Origin of the sequence: Neptuniibacter caesariensis (assembly GCF_000153345.1) — a bacterium.
GTDB classification, from domain to species: domain Bacteria; phylum Pseudomonadota; class Gammaproteobacteria; order Pseudomonadales; family Balneatricaceae; genus Neptuniibacter; species Neptuniibacter caesariensis.
Map to the genome: position 1 here is coordinate 629,510 of NZ_CH724125.1, position 14,592 is coordinate 644,101.

At 45.8% G+C, this 14,592-nt stretch carries 12 protein-coding genes; 3 read left to right on the plus strand and 9 right to left on the minus strand.

Annotation, left to right across the window (positions count from 1 at the left end; all coding sequences use genetic code 11):
* Nucleotides 1-47: 47 nt before the first annotated feature.
* The gene (ectA, locus tag MED92_RS03130) at nucleotides 48-557 is read right to left on the minus strand and encodes a diaminobutyrate acetyltransferase (RefSeq protein ID WP_040661484.1); all 510 of its coding nucleotides are present in this window, start codon (nucleotides 555-557) and stop codon (nucleotides 48-50) included.
* A 219-nt stretch (nucleotides 558-776) separates the two neighbouring features.
* On the opposite strand from ectA, the gene MED92_RS03135 reads away from it, so the two are divergent.
* On the plus strand, nucleotides 777-1,268 hold the full coding sequence (locus MED92_RS03135) for a MarR family winged helix-turn-helix transcriptional regulator (RefSeq protein WP_007020028.1): 492 nt from the start codon (nucleotides 777-779) through the stop codon (nucleotides 1,266-1,268).
* Between the two features lie 241 nt (nucleotides 1,269-1,509).
* Here MED92_RS03135 and MED92_RS03140 read toward each other — a convergent pair whose 3' ends face one another.
* Nucleotides 1,510-2,469: a GlxA family transcriptional regulator gene (locus tag MED92_RS03140; RefSeq protein ID WP_007020029.1), complete on the minus strand. Its 960-nt coding sequence runs from the start codon at nucleotides 2,467-2,469 to the stop codon at nucleotides 1,510-1,512.
* Nucleotides 2,459-3,004, minus strand: coding sequence for an isochorismatase family protein (locus MED92_RS03145; protein WP_238321485.1), 546 nt, complete (start codon nucleotides 3,002-3,004; stop codon nucleotides 2,459-2,461). Before MED92_RS03145 ends, MED92_RS03140 begins: the two co-directional genes overlap by 11 nt.
* A gap of 340 nt (nucleotides 3,005-3,344) precedes the next feature.
* On the opposite strand from MED92_RS03145, the gene MED92_RS03150 reads away from it, so the two are divergent.
* Nucleotides 3,345-4,769, plus strand: coding sequence for a diguanylate cyclase (locus MED92_RS03150; protein ID WP_007020031.1), 1,425 nt, complete (start codon nucleotides 3,345-3,347; stop codon nucleotides 4,767-4,769).
* An 85-nt stretch (nucleotides 4,770-4,854) separates the two neighbouring features.
* Here the strand turns inward: MED92_RS03150 and MED92_RS03155 are convergent, their stop codons facing one another.
* From MED92_RS03155 to MED92_RS03165, 3 genes are all read right to left on the minus strand, one after another.
* Nucleotides 4,855-5,952, minus strand: a complete 1,098-nt coding sequence (locus MED92_RS03155) for a GGDEF domain-containing protein (protein ID WP_007020032.1) — start codon at nucleotides 5,950-5,952, stop codon at nucleotides 4,855-4,857.
* A gap of 99 nt (nucleotides 5,953-6,051) precedes the next feature.
* Nucleotides 6,052-7,719, minus strand: a complete 1,668-nt coding sequence (locus tag MED92_RS03160) for an amidohydrolase (protein ID WP_162010846.1) — start codon at nucleotides 7,717-7,719, stop codon at nucleotides 6,052-6,054.
* 113 nt (nucleotides 7,720-7,832) lie between these two features.
* Entirely contained in the window at nucleotides 7,833-8,795 is a 963-nt protein-coding gene (locus tag MED92_RS03165; RefSeq protein ID WP_007020034.1) for an NAD(P)H-dependent oxidoreductase, read from the minus strand.
* Nucleotides 8,796-8,913: 118 nt separating this feature from the next.
* Here MED92_RS03165 and MED92_RS03170 point away from each other — a divergent pair, with 118 nt between their 5' ends.
* Nucleotides 8,914-9,825 carry a LysR family transcriptional regulator gene (locus tag MED92_RS03170; protein ID WP_007020035.1) on the plus strand — a complete coding sequence of 304 codons (912 nt, stop codon included), beginning with the start codon at nucleotides 8,914-8,916 and terminating at the stop codon, nucleotides 9,823-9,825.
* Nucleotides 9,826-9,836: 11 nt separating this feature from the next.
* On the opposite strand, the gene MED92_RS03175 is transcribed toward MED92_RS03170, so the two are convergent.
* The 3 genes from MED92_RS03175 to MED92_RS03185 all read right to left on the minus strand — a co-directional run bounded on the left by MED92_RS03175 (nucleotide 9,837) and on the right by MED92_RS03185 (nucleotide 14,500).
* Entirely contained in the window at nucleotides 9,837-10,469 is a 633-nt protein-coding gene (locus tag MED92_RS03175; protein WP_007020036.1) for an MOSC domain-containing protein, read from the minus strand.
* A gap of 92 nt (nucleotides 10,470-10,561) precedes the next feature.
* Nucleotides 10,562-12,652, minus strand: coding sequence for a 4Fe-4S binding protein (locus MED92_RS03180; protein ID WP_202899525.1), 2,091 nt, complete (start codon nucleotides 12,650-12,652; stop codon nucleotides 10,562-10,564).
* A gap of 162 nt (nucleotides 12,653-12,814) precedes the next feature.
* On the minus strand, nucleotides 12,815-14,500 hold the full coding sequence (locus MED92_RS03185; RefSeq protein ID WP_007020038.1) for a VRR-NUC domain-containing protein: 1,686 nt from the start codon (nucleotides 14,498-14,500) through the stop codon (nucleotides 12,815-12,817).
* Between the last annotated feature and the right edge of the window lie 92 nt (nucleotides 14,501-14,592).

The window sequence follows — 14,592 nt, forward strand, 5'->3', positions numbered from 1 at the left end:
AGCCTCCAAAAGGCTTATTGAGATTTCAAAATTAATAGAGGGAAAAGCTAAACTGCATGAATGGGAGCAAACTGCTTGGCTGGGCCTGCCCGGTATAGAACTTCATCCTCATGATCATCTGAGAAGTGAATACCGCTTTCGAAAAGAGTATGGGTCTCAAGCGCCATATGATGTGTAGTAAAAAAGTTTTTAAACAACTTTTGAGACGCTGTATTACTTGGGGAAATAGTGGTTTCGATGTATTTCAGGTCATTATCTCGACTAAACAACCTAGCTAACATTTCGGATGCTATTCCTTGCCCACGGTACTCTGAGTCAAGCGCTACTTGCCAAATAAACAAGGTTCTTTGCCGCTTAGGAGGGACATAGCCTGATATGAAGCCCACGATCTCTCCCTGCTCGTTCTGAGCAACAATCGATGTTTCAGCAAAATCTTGGCATTGAAGCAGATTGCAATAAACAGAATTCGTATCAAGTGGAGGGCAACGTTCAATTAAAGCATGTACCTGAGCGCCATCCATATCCTCAGGCTTTCTATAAGTTATTTCGTTAGACATTCTAATATTTAGCAATGCAATTATTTAGTAATACTATACATTATAAAACACCAAGCTGGATCAATTTCAACCAGATATTTACCAAATCGCTTTAAAACGGTGCAAAAAAGCTCAAAAAAGCCAAAGTATTAATTAGCATTACTATGTTTTTTTCTAAATTATGACAAGAGATGCAAGCTCGGATAAAATGCGCGCTTAATTAAAGTCAGGTTAGAAATGATGGATAAAAGCCAAGACGCACTTGTACTTCTACGTCAGATCATCAGATCTACAGATATGCAGGAAAAAGAGATTAGTCGGTTAACCGGGCTAACTCTGGCGCAACTGATGACAATGCAAGCATTAAGGCAGATTGCACCTGTGACTACCGGTGAATTAGCTAAAGAGGTTACGCTGACGCAAGCCACCGTTACCAGTATTCTTGACCGCCTAGAAAAAAAAGAACTGATCACACGAGAACGTGGCCTAAATGACAAGCGCAAAGTGTGGATTTCACTGAGTACTAATGGGCTCGAACTAATGAAAGGCGCCCCTACGACTCAACAGGATATGTTTACCCGCCGCTTTGACGATATGCAAGACTGGGAACAGTCCATGATTATCTCTGCTCTGGAGAGGGTTTCCTTTATGCTGGATGCTCAGCACCTTGATGCTGCACCAATGCTGGATATCGGTCAAATTGACCGCCCCTCAGTTGACGTTGATAACTAGTTATTTAGCATTACTAAGAAATATATTCAAAAACATCACAATTAACTATTTGCTAATTTCGATTAGATAGTGTTTCTAATTGTTCGCTTCTGGTACACAGCTGCCGTCGCTGATCACTTAAACAAACACTGTAGCGAGACACGTCCCGTGCCGATAATGAGTCATTTCGGCATGAGGGCGTGCCTCGCTACGTAAGTGCCTTTCACCATACGAACGAGTCGCGTGGTGACGTCCAGTACGTCTAACCTAACCCCTTGCGGTATCGACTCGGCGTGCCCTCTCTCCACTGCTCCCAAGCTCTGCGCAAACTCCTCTCCGCTGCAAAGCCGCAGCGTTCTGCGATCGCATCTAATGAGAAGCTGGTTTGCTCAAGGAGCTGTCTAGCTAACTCTACCCGCGCTTGTTGCAGATATTGTTGGACACTAAAACCGGTCGCTTCGGTAAACAAACGCCGCAGGTGGCGCTCACTAAGAAACACCTCTTCTGCCAGCTGTGCAATTTTCCAATCTTGCCCGGGTGCTTGCATAATCAGGTCCTGAACTTTGTGGATGCGTGACTGGGTATGGTTTCGGTGCTGTAGCCAGAAGCTAAGCTGGGGCTCATTTCCTGAACGGCGCTGATAAAGCACCATCTCCCGAGCAATCTCCAGAGCACTGTCCTGCCCCCAGTGTTCGGCCACCAGTTGCAAGCACAGGTCCAGGCCAGTGGTAATCCCTGCGCTGGTCCAGATATTTTCATCGGCGACGAAGATACAGTCTTCCTGAACCTGAGCGCGAGGTGCTATCTGCCCAAGCGAATGAGTCAGATCATGATGTGTGGTACAACGGCGTCCATCCAACAACCCCGCCTTTCCGGCCAAAATTGTTCCGGAACAGATCCCGGCCAGCAAGGCAAAATCAGCCCCCACAGTACTCAGCCAGTTTATTGACTGTTGATAGGCTGCTTCATGAAGATGGCGGTCCAGGCGACTGGTGCCAATTAATAACAACCAGTCATCCGGCTCGATGTTGTGCGGCAGCGGTTCTAACTGCGCCAGGTGTAACCCCTGTTTCGAAGAGACCTCAGGGCACGGTGATATATAGTGCAGTTCAAGCTCATCCTCTAATTTCGGATGAGCAAAGATCTGGGCAGGTGCTGCCAGATCCAGAATATGTACTCTGGGTAGCACCAGCATATAGATTCGACGTCGCTTAGCCTGCATATTCCTCAGTCCAGCAAATCTTGGCAAAACGTTGATTCAATACCAGGCAGGTTCGCTGCTGAATCTCTTCAACGCTTACCAGCTTATCGGTAAAAGGGTCGTGCATTGGAAAAGTTAAAGTCGCGTCCACCACAAAATCTACCTCGTATCCCAGATCACTACCGACACGGGTTGTTGTCTCACAGCATTGCTCGGTACGAATTCCACTGACAACCAGCTTGGTAATCCCTTTGGCCTGCAAATGTTCATGCAAGCCGCTTTCAAGCAGCGCATTATGAACATGCTTATTGAAAACCTGATCATCCGCCTGTTTATCAAGAAAGTCCATTAAACGGACATAACCGGACTCTGGAGAGAAGACTCCGCTTTTCTCATTATGCAGAACAAATACAACCTCCCACCCTTGCTGGCGGGCATGATGAATCAGTTGGTTTTGTTTTTTCTGATAGGGGACAAACAGTTCATCTGTCCAGTAATCTCTGTGTTTAAATGAGTCCTGTACATCAATTACAAGCAGCGCTGTATCCGTCATCATTCTATCCTTTTCTGTTTTGTTAAACGTTGAATCTATTGTGCAAAACAGGGGCCTGAATAATCAGATAACTATCGGACCAATATCGGACAGAATTGGCCATTTGAAATTTCAAAATAAATCTATGTTAGTCTGGAAAACAGCCTCAATTCACCGGGTATCAAAACGCTGTCTTATGACCGGGGTAATTTAAAAATACTTATAGCCTCTTTATATCTTATTAATCATCAAGTTACCTTGACTTTTAAAACATCCATGCTTGGTTTCAAAACATTCAAACCCCGTCTATTATTAGACGGCAATTCAATAACCAAATAGCAAGATTCAGACGGAACGCAGTAACGTGGAAGTCAGTAGACGTATTTTCGTAACCTTTCTCATCTCATTCTTTTTGTTTAGCGGGGCTAATGCAGAAACCCACGTTCTGCTTTTGAGTGACCAGGAAAAGACCTACCTTGAAAGAAAGAAGCAGTTAAAGCTTTGTATCGATCCGAACTGGATGCCCTATGAAAAGATATCAGAGCGTGGACGCCATTTTGGGATAACGGCCGATTATTTCGATCTCTTTCAGGAACGGTTGGGTATCCCCATCGTTCTCTACCCCACTACAACATGGAACGAAACACTTGAAGCGGTGCGTACCAGGAAATGCGATCTCATTTCAGCCGCCAAACGCACAAAGCAGCGTGAGGTTTACCTTAATTTCACTACGCCCTATTTAAACTTCCCATTAGCAGTAGCCGTGAATAGCTCTGCAGAACCTAACCCTGATTTCACCCGAGAAATGCACAAAACCTTTGCCATTCCTAAAGGGTATGCCGCTATTGAAAACCTTCCTAATGCTTTCCCCAAAATACAAATAGCAGAGGTAAAAAATCGCGCCGAAGGCTTCGATAAAGTAAAAAATGGTGAAGCCTACGGTTTCATAGACAGCTGGCCGGTTATTGCCTATGCCCTGAAAACAGACGGAGTAACGGGATTAAAAATTGGTGGTGAGCTGCCAGGTTATGGCGGACTTGGCGCAGCTACTCGTAACGATGAACCCGAGCTACTAAGCATTTTTGAAAAACTAACCAATAGCCTATCTCCTGAAGATTTTGAGCGCATCAATAAAAAGTGGTTGGCCGTCGATGTAAAAACTGAACTCGACTATCAATTACTCGGCTTAATTATTGCGGCGGTTATCTGCCTTATCGCAATTTTTTCCTACTTATACTGGCGACTTAATGCTGCCAAGGAAAAAACCCAGGAAGCCCTGGAAAACCTCAAAAAAGCTCAGATAAAGCTCGAACTAATGGCCACAACGGATAAGCTCACAGGCCTTTACAACCGCACGAAAATCGATGAGCTACTTCAAAACGAGCTCAATCGAACCGAACGATATAACCACGATTTCGGTGTTGTTATGATCGACGTTGATTTCTTTAAAGAGGTCAATGATCACTATGGACACCATGTCGGTGACGAGGTTCTTAAAGAGTATGCTGACATTCTCAGTAATGAGATCAGAAGAACTGATTATGCCGGTCGCTGGGGTGGCGATGAGTTTATTGTTATCTGCCCTGAAACAGATATTGAAGGGCTGAAATTGATTGCCAGTAAGTTATGTGACGCTATCGCAAATCATGAATTTGTCGTGATCGGTGATGGAACCGCCAGCCTTGGTATTTCAACCCCTCAGGACGGCGACACGATAACCACACTTTTAAACAGGGCCGATAAGGCTCTGTACCAAGCGAAAAATGATGGTAGGAATACCGTGAGATAAGTTGGGTAGTTGTCTTCTAAAACAACGACAACAAAAGGAAAGTGCGCTAGAAAAATTCAACAGCCGAAACGCTTTACCGAGAAAATCAGTTCGTCCGATCCACCTGGGGCATCGTCGTGTTTCTGCCGGCATCCTTCGCCTGATATAAGGCTTCATCGGCTTTTCGTAGCGATTCTTTGATTGAGGTGCCTGGATCCAGCTGGCACATACCAATGCTGGTGGTGCATTGTATAACCTGCCCCTGATAGAAGGCTGTATTTAGTCGAATCGCCCTATGCAGCTTTTCAGCAAAGATACTCGCATTGATCAAATCTGTTTGCGGCAGTACAAACAGGAACTCCTCACCACCCCAGCGAGAGACAGTATCTTGCGCCCTAATCTGCAGCTCAAAGAGCCTTGATAAAGACACGAGAACAAGATCACCTGCATCGTGGCCATAATTGTCATTTATGGCTTTAAAGTGATCGATATCGCAGAGTAAAACGGTAACGGGCTCCTGAGTGCGCTCCATTCGATGGAACTCGTACTCAATTTTCTCTAAGGCATCACGTCGGTTAGACAATTTGGTCAAAGGATCAACTTTTGCCAACTGCTCAAATTCCTGACTGATTTCCAACGCTCTTTGGTATGACTCTTCTCGAGAGTATTCGTAAAATGAGGACAGGAATGTGACCGTCAAAAACGACAAAATCAGCCTTATTTTAAAATCAGTATCATATGTTGCCGCAAGTAATGTCTCGTCGAGAAAGAAGAGCAGCCCACTGATGCCAAATAGGAATATACCTATATCGATAAGCCCACGTTTCAAACCATGTAGGAACAGAGCAACCGGAGCGACCATAAAGATCCAAAGCGGCCCGGTATTATTGGCCCCACCGGCATAAACCAGATAGATCATCAATAAAATCAGGGAATACAGGACAATATTCGATGAGGCTTTTACGTTGCCGGTCTGTTTCTGGTAGAAGAAACCAAAAAGGTAAGTAGAACTTGCGATGTAAAGGATCGCTGAAAGTAACCAGTTTTGTGCGAACAACGCTGCGGTTGCCATAACAAAAGTGATGGACATTCCGACAAACGAAAACAGATTGACCACGTATTTACGACGATACGTTTCATCGATTTTGTCTTCGTCCAGACCGGCTTTGAAGTAAGCTGTAAGTAACCGCTTTAATCCATTCATTAAAGCCAATATAGCTAATTTAGAGCATTATTCATATCGAATAATTATTTAACAGCTGTTCACTTCTTTTATCTAAGTAGATACGAGCTTCTATATTGCTTAAAAGCTCGCGTCTCGATAAACCCACTCGCCATCAACCATAGTCGCCAGAGATCGTATTTTGGAGATCTGGCTGGCTTCAATTTTCATATAGTCTTGATCGATAACAACCAGATCAGCACGCTTACCGATCTCCAGTGATCCCAAATTAGACTCTTCATTGGCTAAACGCGCGTTATTAATTGTATGCGCGATTAAAGCCTGTTTACGGTCTACGTTTTGCTCCGAAACCTTGGTGCCATCCACCATACGGCCATTGATAGCCCACCATAACGTACGGAACGGGTTATAGATTGAGACTGTAGGGCTGTCAGAACCCAACCCCCACAGCGCGCCCTTTTCGGTCAGGGTTTTCATCGGTGTCATCTGATTCGCTTTTGGACCAAACCGGGACTGGAACCGATAACCAATCAGAACCGGGCGGCTATGAATTGCAAATAAGATCCCTAAATCATTAGCACGATCAATAGTTTCCGGCTGGATTCCGTCAACGTGGGCAAGTGTCCAGCGCAGCGGGGCCAACGGGTAGGTTTTATTTATTTCAGCAAAGGCATCCAGATGCTGATTTATTGATTGATCATTAACCGCATGGAGATGCAGTTGCACACCTCTTTTCGCCAGTTCGGCAGCCTTTTCCAGGAACTCGGCTTTTACTGCATCACCTGAATTAGCCGGACTACCTGCCGTATCCTGAACAGAGAGCAATAGCTGTTCACCTACCGCGACAGGTTTGAAAAAGTCACTTCCCTCGCCAAAACGCACACCATCCAGACGCTGTAAGTTTGTGGCTCTATTACCCTGCTGCCAATCAACCACCTGCTTCATATAATAAAGCCGGATCGGTAGCTCCCCCTGCTCATCCAAAGACTGAAAAGGCGCATAAAGACTGTCAACGGTGTTAAATCCACCCGCATCAACGACTGTGGTTAGTCCTGTCTTAGCCAGGTCTGATAATGCCTGATGTGCATTCGCTAGCTGGTCAGCTTGTTTATCCTGAGCAACCTGCTGCTCAATCAACCATTGAGCTCGTTTGGTCACCGGTCCTTCGGGAAGGCCCTGATTGTCCAGCAACAGACCCGCCATTCCTTCAGGGTTTTCAGGGTTAACGCCAATACGCTCCAATGCTGCGCTGTTTGCATAGCCCCAATCGAATAAGTGCTGAAGATAAACGGGGTTTTCAGGGGCTACCCGGTCTAAATCCTTACGCAGGAAACCTGCACCCGGCCTGCCATCGAACTGCCTTTCGACAAAGCCGCCCGGAGCGGTAAGCCACTCGCCAGGCTTAGCACGTTTGGCTGCCTTCTCTATCTGCGAGAGCGCCTCCTGATAATCCAAGACCCCTTCAAGGCGGATCTGACGCTGCCAGTTCTGAGCGCCACGAACCAGGTGCATATGGTTGTCTATTAGCCCCGGAATAACCGTCTTGCCATTCAGGTCGATTAGCTTGGTATCTGCCTTGATATGTTTTGCGACCGAGGCATTACTGCCGATGGCGACAATCCTGCCGCCATCAATAGCAATGGCCTGTGCCTCACTAAACAGGGAGTCAACCGTGAGAATTTTACCGTTGGTTAATACGAGGTCAGAAGCACCAACAGCGCCACTGATTAACAGCGTCGCAAATAACGTGGTCGTTAGTTGCGCAAAGGATTGATTATTCTTTTTCACAGCTCCCCCTAACCGGATCGGCTTAACCATGACATGAAAGTTGATGGTTCTCTGATCCAGTTTAGGAGGAAACGTTCAAAAAGTTATAAATTAAAAGTTCAAAGACTAAAATATTAATTAGCTACGGGTACTACACGATAGTCATTTAATAATATATCTCCCGAGTCATTCAGGCCGATCTGCCACACTTCATTCACCAGTAGATTCAGCGACTCACCCTTAAAGACTGATGTTTCATAGGTTTCAGCTCGCAGTCGAATGCGCAGATCGGCCTGGAAGCCATTTTCAGTCGCTTTGATCTCCAGTTGCTCCACATCATGATCACAACCGGGCTTAAAACTTTCCCGGGCCTGCGCATACCAAGACCGGAAACCCTCATGACCACTAAATGCACCTTCAGGCATGACCCAGTTAATATCTTCGGCTAGGGAGTTGGTAAAGAATTCACTCTCCTGAGGTAACTGATCAAATTGTTCAAACCATTCAGAAACAAATTTCTGAATACGGACCTCTGCAGAGTTGGTTAGCTTTTCAATCTGACTAATCAAACGAGTAGCATGCTCTTTAGCCCGCCCTTGCACATCCTCTAGCTCGTTATAAACACCTGGGATATAAACCATTCTATGGGTATAAACTGGCTTTATGTAATTCATAGCAGCCAGATACGCGGTCTGCTGGAGTGGCTTTACCAGTTCTTCAATACTGAAATGATTGTTGCCCAGAGGGCCATAAGCCTCTTCTGGTCCCCCAATGGTGAAAGACAGAAGGAAATCCTTCCCTTTCAACTTGTCACCTTCCGCACCATAAGCAAAGTTGTAGCTGAACACATCATCAATCCACTGTTTTAATAATCCCGGTACGGAATACCAGTAAAACGGAAACTGCAGAACGACCAAATCCGCTTTAACCAACGCAGCCTGTTCAGCAGCAACATCAATTTTGAAATCTGGATACAGAGCGTCCAGACGGCGAATTTCAACATCACTTAATGCGGAATTCAGCTCTTCAAGGATGACGGTATTGGTAAAAGATTTTTGCAGATCAGGATGACCTGAAATAACCAGAACTTTGCTCATGGGGGGGAAACTCCAAACGATTTAACTTGGATCTAGTTTAGAACTGGAAACTATTAATTTTTAGACTCATAATGCCTAATGAATTATTAGCTACTGCCTAACAAACAACATACTGATTATGAAAGGCGCTACCTTTAACCAACTCACCATCTTCCATGCCATCGTTCAGGAAGGCAGTATTCGAGGTGCTGCGAGAAAGCTAGAAATTGCCCCACCGTCCGTGAGCCAGGCGCTTAAGCAATTAGAAAACCATCTGGGTTTACCGCTCTTTACCCGCAGCACACGAAGTATTGAGCTAACTGAAGCCGGTGAACAATTGCATGAAGAAACCCGAAGCGCCCTAAGCACGCTGGATTTTGCATTGGAGTCCGTGCAGGACCTGAGTGAAAAAGCCTCAGGCCGCGTCAGTATTACGCTGCCTCACTTCGTGTTTGAGATATTCCTTAAGCCGATTTACGCTGAGTTTTGTGATCTATATCCAGATATCCAATTAGAGATCTCTTTAACCGATAAAACGGTCAACATACTTGATGAGGGTATCGATTTAGGTATTCGTTTTGGTGAAAGACTAGAAGCAGGTATGGTTGCACGTCAGCTAACCCCCGACCTTGAAGCGGCTCTGTTTGCTTCACCTGAATATGTTGCTAAGTACGGCGTTCCTAAACAACCTGAAGATCTACAACATCACCGCCTGATTCGTTATAGATTTAGCGCGTCTAACCAGCTTGCCCCTCTCCTACTTGAGCACAAAGGTGAAGTTCTTAATATCGAGATGCCCAGCTCTATTATTGTTAATGATACAAATGCAATGACTGATGCGGCGAGTAAAGGGTTAGGGATTGGCTGCCTTGTTACACCGATCGTTAGCGAGCAGTTCAAGCGTGGCGAGCTCGTCCCTTTAATGAAAGACTACTGGCACCCCTTTTCAGGCCTGTACCTTTTCTTCGTGCAAAACAGCCAGAAAGCTCGTCGAGTCCGCGTATTGGTAGACTTTTTACTCGAGAAGGCTAAACAACTAGAATACAATTAATGACGCTTAACCTAGTTAAACTGCCATTCCGAAGATAAACCTGGAATATCTGTATTAAACGCCTCGGGGGGCATTCGCGATTTGAGTTTTTCTAAGAAGATTTTCCAGATTTCAGCGACCGGCACACTATCTTCAAGACGATCAATCAGGTCAATCCGATCCCCCTGCCGAATCAGTCCCTCTTCGACAACCCGGTAGTACCAACCACTCACCGCTTGAGACATCAATATGGGTGCAATATGCCCGTTGCCATATTTATGGTTAACCTTCCAACAAGGCCGCCGCGGCTGGGATACCTGCACTATCGCATCACCGATCTGGAGAATATCACCGATATGGATCTGCTGATCGTCCATGCCTATACTGGAAATATTCTCGCCTATGGAGCCGGGAATAAACTTAGGATCGAGGTGCGCCAGCGCCTGCTTCAAAACGCTATAATTCTCTTCGGGAAACTGATACAAGGCTTTCTCTGGGCCGCCATGAACTCGCCGATCCACCTGAACATCACCTTCGAGTCCCATCCTGGTCAATAGCGCCTCCGGCACTGCCGATTTGTAGATACCACTGGGGGCGTCTTCAGGCCCTATAGGTGAAGGCTGGCCAATATAAACGCCGCTGACGATACCCTGAATGCTGTCCATTTGAACACCTCAATCTTTAATCATCTGATTGAGCATAGTTCAGAGTCACCGGAATAAAATCGTAAACTAGTACCACTACGATAGTATCGTTATTAAGCCACCTGTTTTACTTTAAGTTTGCGCCCTCTTTTCGCCACCACTAAAGGTACACATTGTTTGTCATCATCATAGATCACAACGCAGTCTAAACACTGGAAACATTCGTTGTAATCAATCTTGCCACTTCGCTCTATCGACTGGTATTCACAACGCTTATTACACAACTGACAAGGCGAACCGCACTCGTCTCTACGCGGCAACCAGTTATAGATTCGCAACTTGCCAAAAATAGCCATCCCCGCGCCCAACGGGCAGATATAGCGGCAGTAGCCTTTATAGACAAACAAGCTAAGTGAAAGTAGCACAACAGCCCACAACACAAATGGCCACGAGCGATCAAAGATCAGCGTTATACTGGTTTTAAAAGGTTCAATCTCAACTACAGAACCTGTAAGCGGTACCGAAACCACCGCAACCGCAAGAATCCCAATCAAAACGAGATATTTGATCCATTTCAGTCTGGCATCCAGCTGATCAGACACCTTCACCTGCGGCAGTTTGAGAAAAGCCAGTAACTTACCGATGAGCTCCTGCAATGCTCCAAAGGGACATAACCATCCGCAGAACGTTCCGCGCCCCCACACAAAGAAGGTTAATCCGATATAAGCCCAGATAATGACCGTCATAGGGTCATAGAGGAAGAACTCGAGACTTCTTCCCGCTAACCAGGCCTGCAGAACCCCGGTGATATTGACGATTGAAAGCTGTCCCTGCGCATACCAGCCGATAAACACCAACGTATACAGCAGATAGAGAGGTCGGAACCAACGCAGATGCTGCTGACTTTTGGTGAGCAGTTGGTAACGTATCAATACAATGGTCAGTACTGATAAACCCACCAGCAAGATGACGATATCCGTTGTGCGACCCGCCCACAGGCTATGCCAGGTTTTGTTATCCGACTCAGCGGCAACATAATAATCAGCGCTTAACTCGGTTTTCAGATCAAGATCTTTAACCACGGTTTCTGGGTAAAGCCAGCCTTTCTGGCGCGGTACGTGCAGCTTAAATTCATACGGATAAGCCGGATCCAGCCCCGCTTGCCCTATGATATGAAACGCTTTCCACTCGTGATCGTCCAATGGCTCAGGCAACTTGATCTGGTAATCCAGCTCAAAAAGATCAAGCCGGTCACTCAGATCGAAATCCCTTATCTCAACAGGCAGTTCGCTCTGATGCAGACTAATCCGTTCAGGCACTTTTCCCCTGACAAAGTCCTCTCCAACAAATGAAAAGCGACCATTACCGATAACCAGAATCACCTGATCATTTTGCGCGGTACTCTCCTGCAAATAAGCCCAGGCCTCAGGTAATAACAGGTTGCGCCCGACCATCGGTACAGACAGGTTGGCAATAAATAACTCGATGAACTCCTCTTCAGGCGCAGCCAAGCCCTCTTCATCCTGCCCTTCCCCGATCGTACCGACAAACATCTCCTCTACTTGTTTATTGGTAAACGTAAACCGGGTGATCAAGCCTTCATCCACAAGCTGTTGCCAGCTCATCGGCTCATAGAGGTCTGATTTTATTCGTGCAATAAGATCCGGGTCCCGCCCTTTGGCAAATCCCATCTTTTCCCGAGCGACGGTTAATGATGATGAAAGTACTGACTGGTTAAAAATACGTACTGAGGCTGTGGCTTTCGTTACCCCATCAATATAGGCATTGGCTTTGTTTTCACGCTGCGCCAGAGTAGGTTTCGCATCAATCTTAATATTCTGCATCAGGGAGATGCCGGAATACTGTTTAGCAAAATCAATCAGTGGTTTCTCACCGAGGCCTTCCAGAAAAACAGGTTCGTGATGAGACAAAACCCTGATACTGATAAAAGTACCTTCAGGATCCATGGCGACCAGCAGATTGTACGGAATCCCGGCAAAACCAGGCACCGCTGCCATATCGATTGACTCAAAGGCGTAACCTACCAACGGCGTATCTGTAGATATCTGCTGATATAAAGGCCAGACCGGCAAGGCTTCATCTTTATCACCCACGATATAAGGTGAGGGAAAAGCTGCGATGACATCCTCTTTTTTGAGCACACCCGAGTGCGATGGCAAAGTAAGCAGAAACAGAAAAATCATCACAATCAGCTTACGCAGATTGAGGCTACAGATTTTGAGATGGCACATGGTCTTTATTAGCACTTTCTTATTTTTATCTAATGCTAATAGGGATTACCCCTAACCATAATTGCTATAAAGATCTAAATGGGAGCGACTAAAGTACTGTATTTAACAGATAGATCAGTTGTCTGGGGTAGCCCAAACAACATGGCAGACTTCGACATCAATGCCCTTCTGGTGCAAATACTCCAGCCATAATCGCTGGTGATCCTGAAGACGATCACCTGGCCCTTTTACTTCAATCATTCGATAAGTGTTTGCCTGTTTATCGAAACAGATCAAATCAGGTAGGCCTCGACGATGATTTCTCAGATCCAGAAACATATATTCGAAGAGAGCCCGAAGGTCTGCGGGCGGTATCAGCGCCAGGCTTAACTGAAGCAAATCTTCAGTGACTGAAGGCCAATGAATTAAACGACACGCTGTATACTGCTTTTCCTTAAAGCGCTGCAGAATCAGATCCTTGTAGGAGTTGTCTTCTAACAACCCAAAACCCGCGTTAATTTCATCTTCTCGTAACGCTTTAAAGCCAGACCTGTAGAGATCCGCAGGCTTATCCTGAAATGGATTGAAGTATGCCCCAGGTACCGGTTTATAGATTGCGGGCCAGAAGAACAGCGCAAACAGTGTATTCATTAAGCGACTTTCAACATGAAAGCTGTGAACACCTTCAGCGTCTATATGATGACTAACCATCGTTTCCACTGAGCAATCGGCCTGCTGTGCTAGTGTCAGTTGCGTCTTAGGTAGCGTTATGGATGGATTAGCGGGAAGATCCAATCCAGACTTGCGGGCAGCTCTTTTCATTACCCGGTTAATTCCAAGGTGCAGCTCAGGTTGCTTTACGGTTTCAAGCAACGCTCGCGACTTTTCCAACACCTCACCGGGGCAAGCCACTTTTTCCATCACCCTTAATTGACGCAGCTTGGCCTGAGAATTTCCACTGTATTCATAGAGGTGTAAGGCCAGCTCAGTATTTTTTTCTCGTTCGGCTTGATGGCCCAGTTCAAATAGAAGTTTGTGCATCTTCTCGGATAGCCATGGAGATAGCTCAGCAACATCCAACCGCTCAAGCACCTGCTCTGCCAGGACTTCAATAGATTCCCCTTGCTTCAACCCGTTTTGAACGTCTGCCAGATAGAGGTAATGATTGACTTCAGCCCTAGACCTGAAAGCCCTCGAATCTGAACTTAGCTCTACTGACTCATACTTCAGGTAACCCAGCTCAGTGGCGACAAACTCAGACCAATCCTGATACAGGTTGCCGAAAAACATCAAACGGATACGATCGAAAAGATCACGGCAGTTAAAACGAATGACATTGAATGGGCATTCCTGCCACCAGTCAGCTAATGGTTTGGATAAAGTGCCACAGTGCTCTTCAAGTAGATTGACAAGTTCCGCTTTACTCAGGCTCTTCTTGATTTCAATTTCTGGTAACAGCTCCAAGGCTAATTCGAGGCACTCTGCTTTGCGGCACAAACCTGTTAATTCTGTGATAGAAAGGCAAGGATCAGCTCCCACCATAAGATAACGGTATAAATGAGTAAGCGATTCAGATATAGGCTCAGCTTCTTTATAGCTCAACGCACCTAGCCTAAAAAGCTCACCTCGCCGCATCATCAGACGAAACAGTAAAGCCTTGGGTGCGGTTTCTAACTGCAATAGCTGTTTGAGAAGTGCCAATTCATCATCAAGCAACAGATCTGCGTGGTGGTTTAGGCTCCACTCAATCACCATTTCGGCGTTATGCAGATAATAAAGTGGCTCAGTCACCGGGGCTGATTTGAACGTGATCGCTGGCATTGAAACCCGTCAGAAACTAGGAAAAAAACAGTTAAAATTTTAATAAACTTTGGTTTTTAATATCAAAACAGATGCGATATTTTTTAATTAAT

Excerpts from the sequence above, each read along its gene's own strand:
- MED92_RS03155 (WP_007020032.1), bottom strand. The coding sequence starts at position 5,952 with ATGAATGGATTAAAGCGGTTACTTACAGCTTACTTCAAAGCCGGTCTG.
- MED92_RS03140 (WP_007020029.1), bottom strand. The coding sequence starts at position 2,469 with ATGCAGGCTAAGCGACGTCGAATCTATATGCTGGTGCTACCCAGAGTA.
- MED92_RS03165 (WP_007020034.1), bottom strand. The coding sequence starts at position 8,795 with ATGAGCAAAGTTCTGGTTATTTCAGGTCATCCTGATCTGCAAAAATCT.
- MED92_RS03145 (WP_238321485.1), bottom strand. The coding sequence starts at position 3,004 with ATGATGACGGATACAGCGCTGCTTGTAATTGATGTACAGGACTCATTT.
- MED92_RS03180 (WP_202899525.1), bottom strand. The coding sequence starts at position 12,652 with ATGATTTTTCTGTTTCTGCTTACTTTGCCATCGCACTCGGGTGTGCTC.
- ectA (WP_040661484.1), bottom strand. The coding sequence starts at position 557 with ATGTCTAACGAAATAACTTATAGAAAGCCTGAGGATATGGATGGCGCT.
- MED92_RS03175 (WP_007020036.1), bottom strand. The coding sequence starts at position 10,469 with ATGGACAGCATTCAGGGTATCGTCAGCGGCGTTTATATTGGCCAGCCT.
- MED92_RS03185 (WP_007020038.1), bottom strand. The coding sequence starts at position 14,500 with ATGCCAGCGATCACGTTCAAATCAGCCCCGGTGACTGAGCCACTTTAT.
- MED92_RS03135 (WP_007020028.1), top strand. The coding sequence starts at position 777 with ATGGATAAAAGCCAAGACGCACTTGTACTTCTACGTCAGATCATCAGA.
- MED92_RS03170 (WP_007020035.1), top strand. The coding sequence starts at position 8,914 with ATGAAAGGCGCTACCTTTAACCAACTCACCATCTTCCATGCCATCGTT.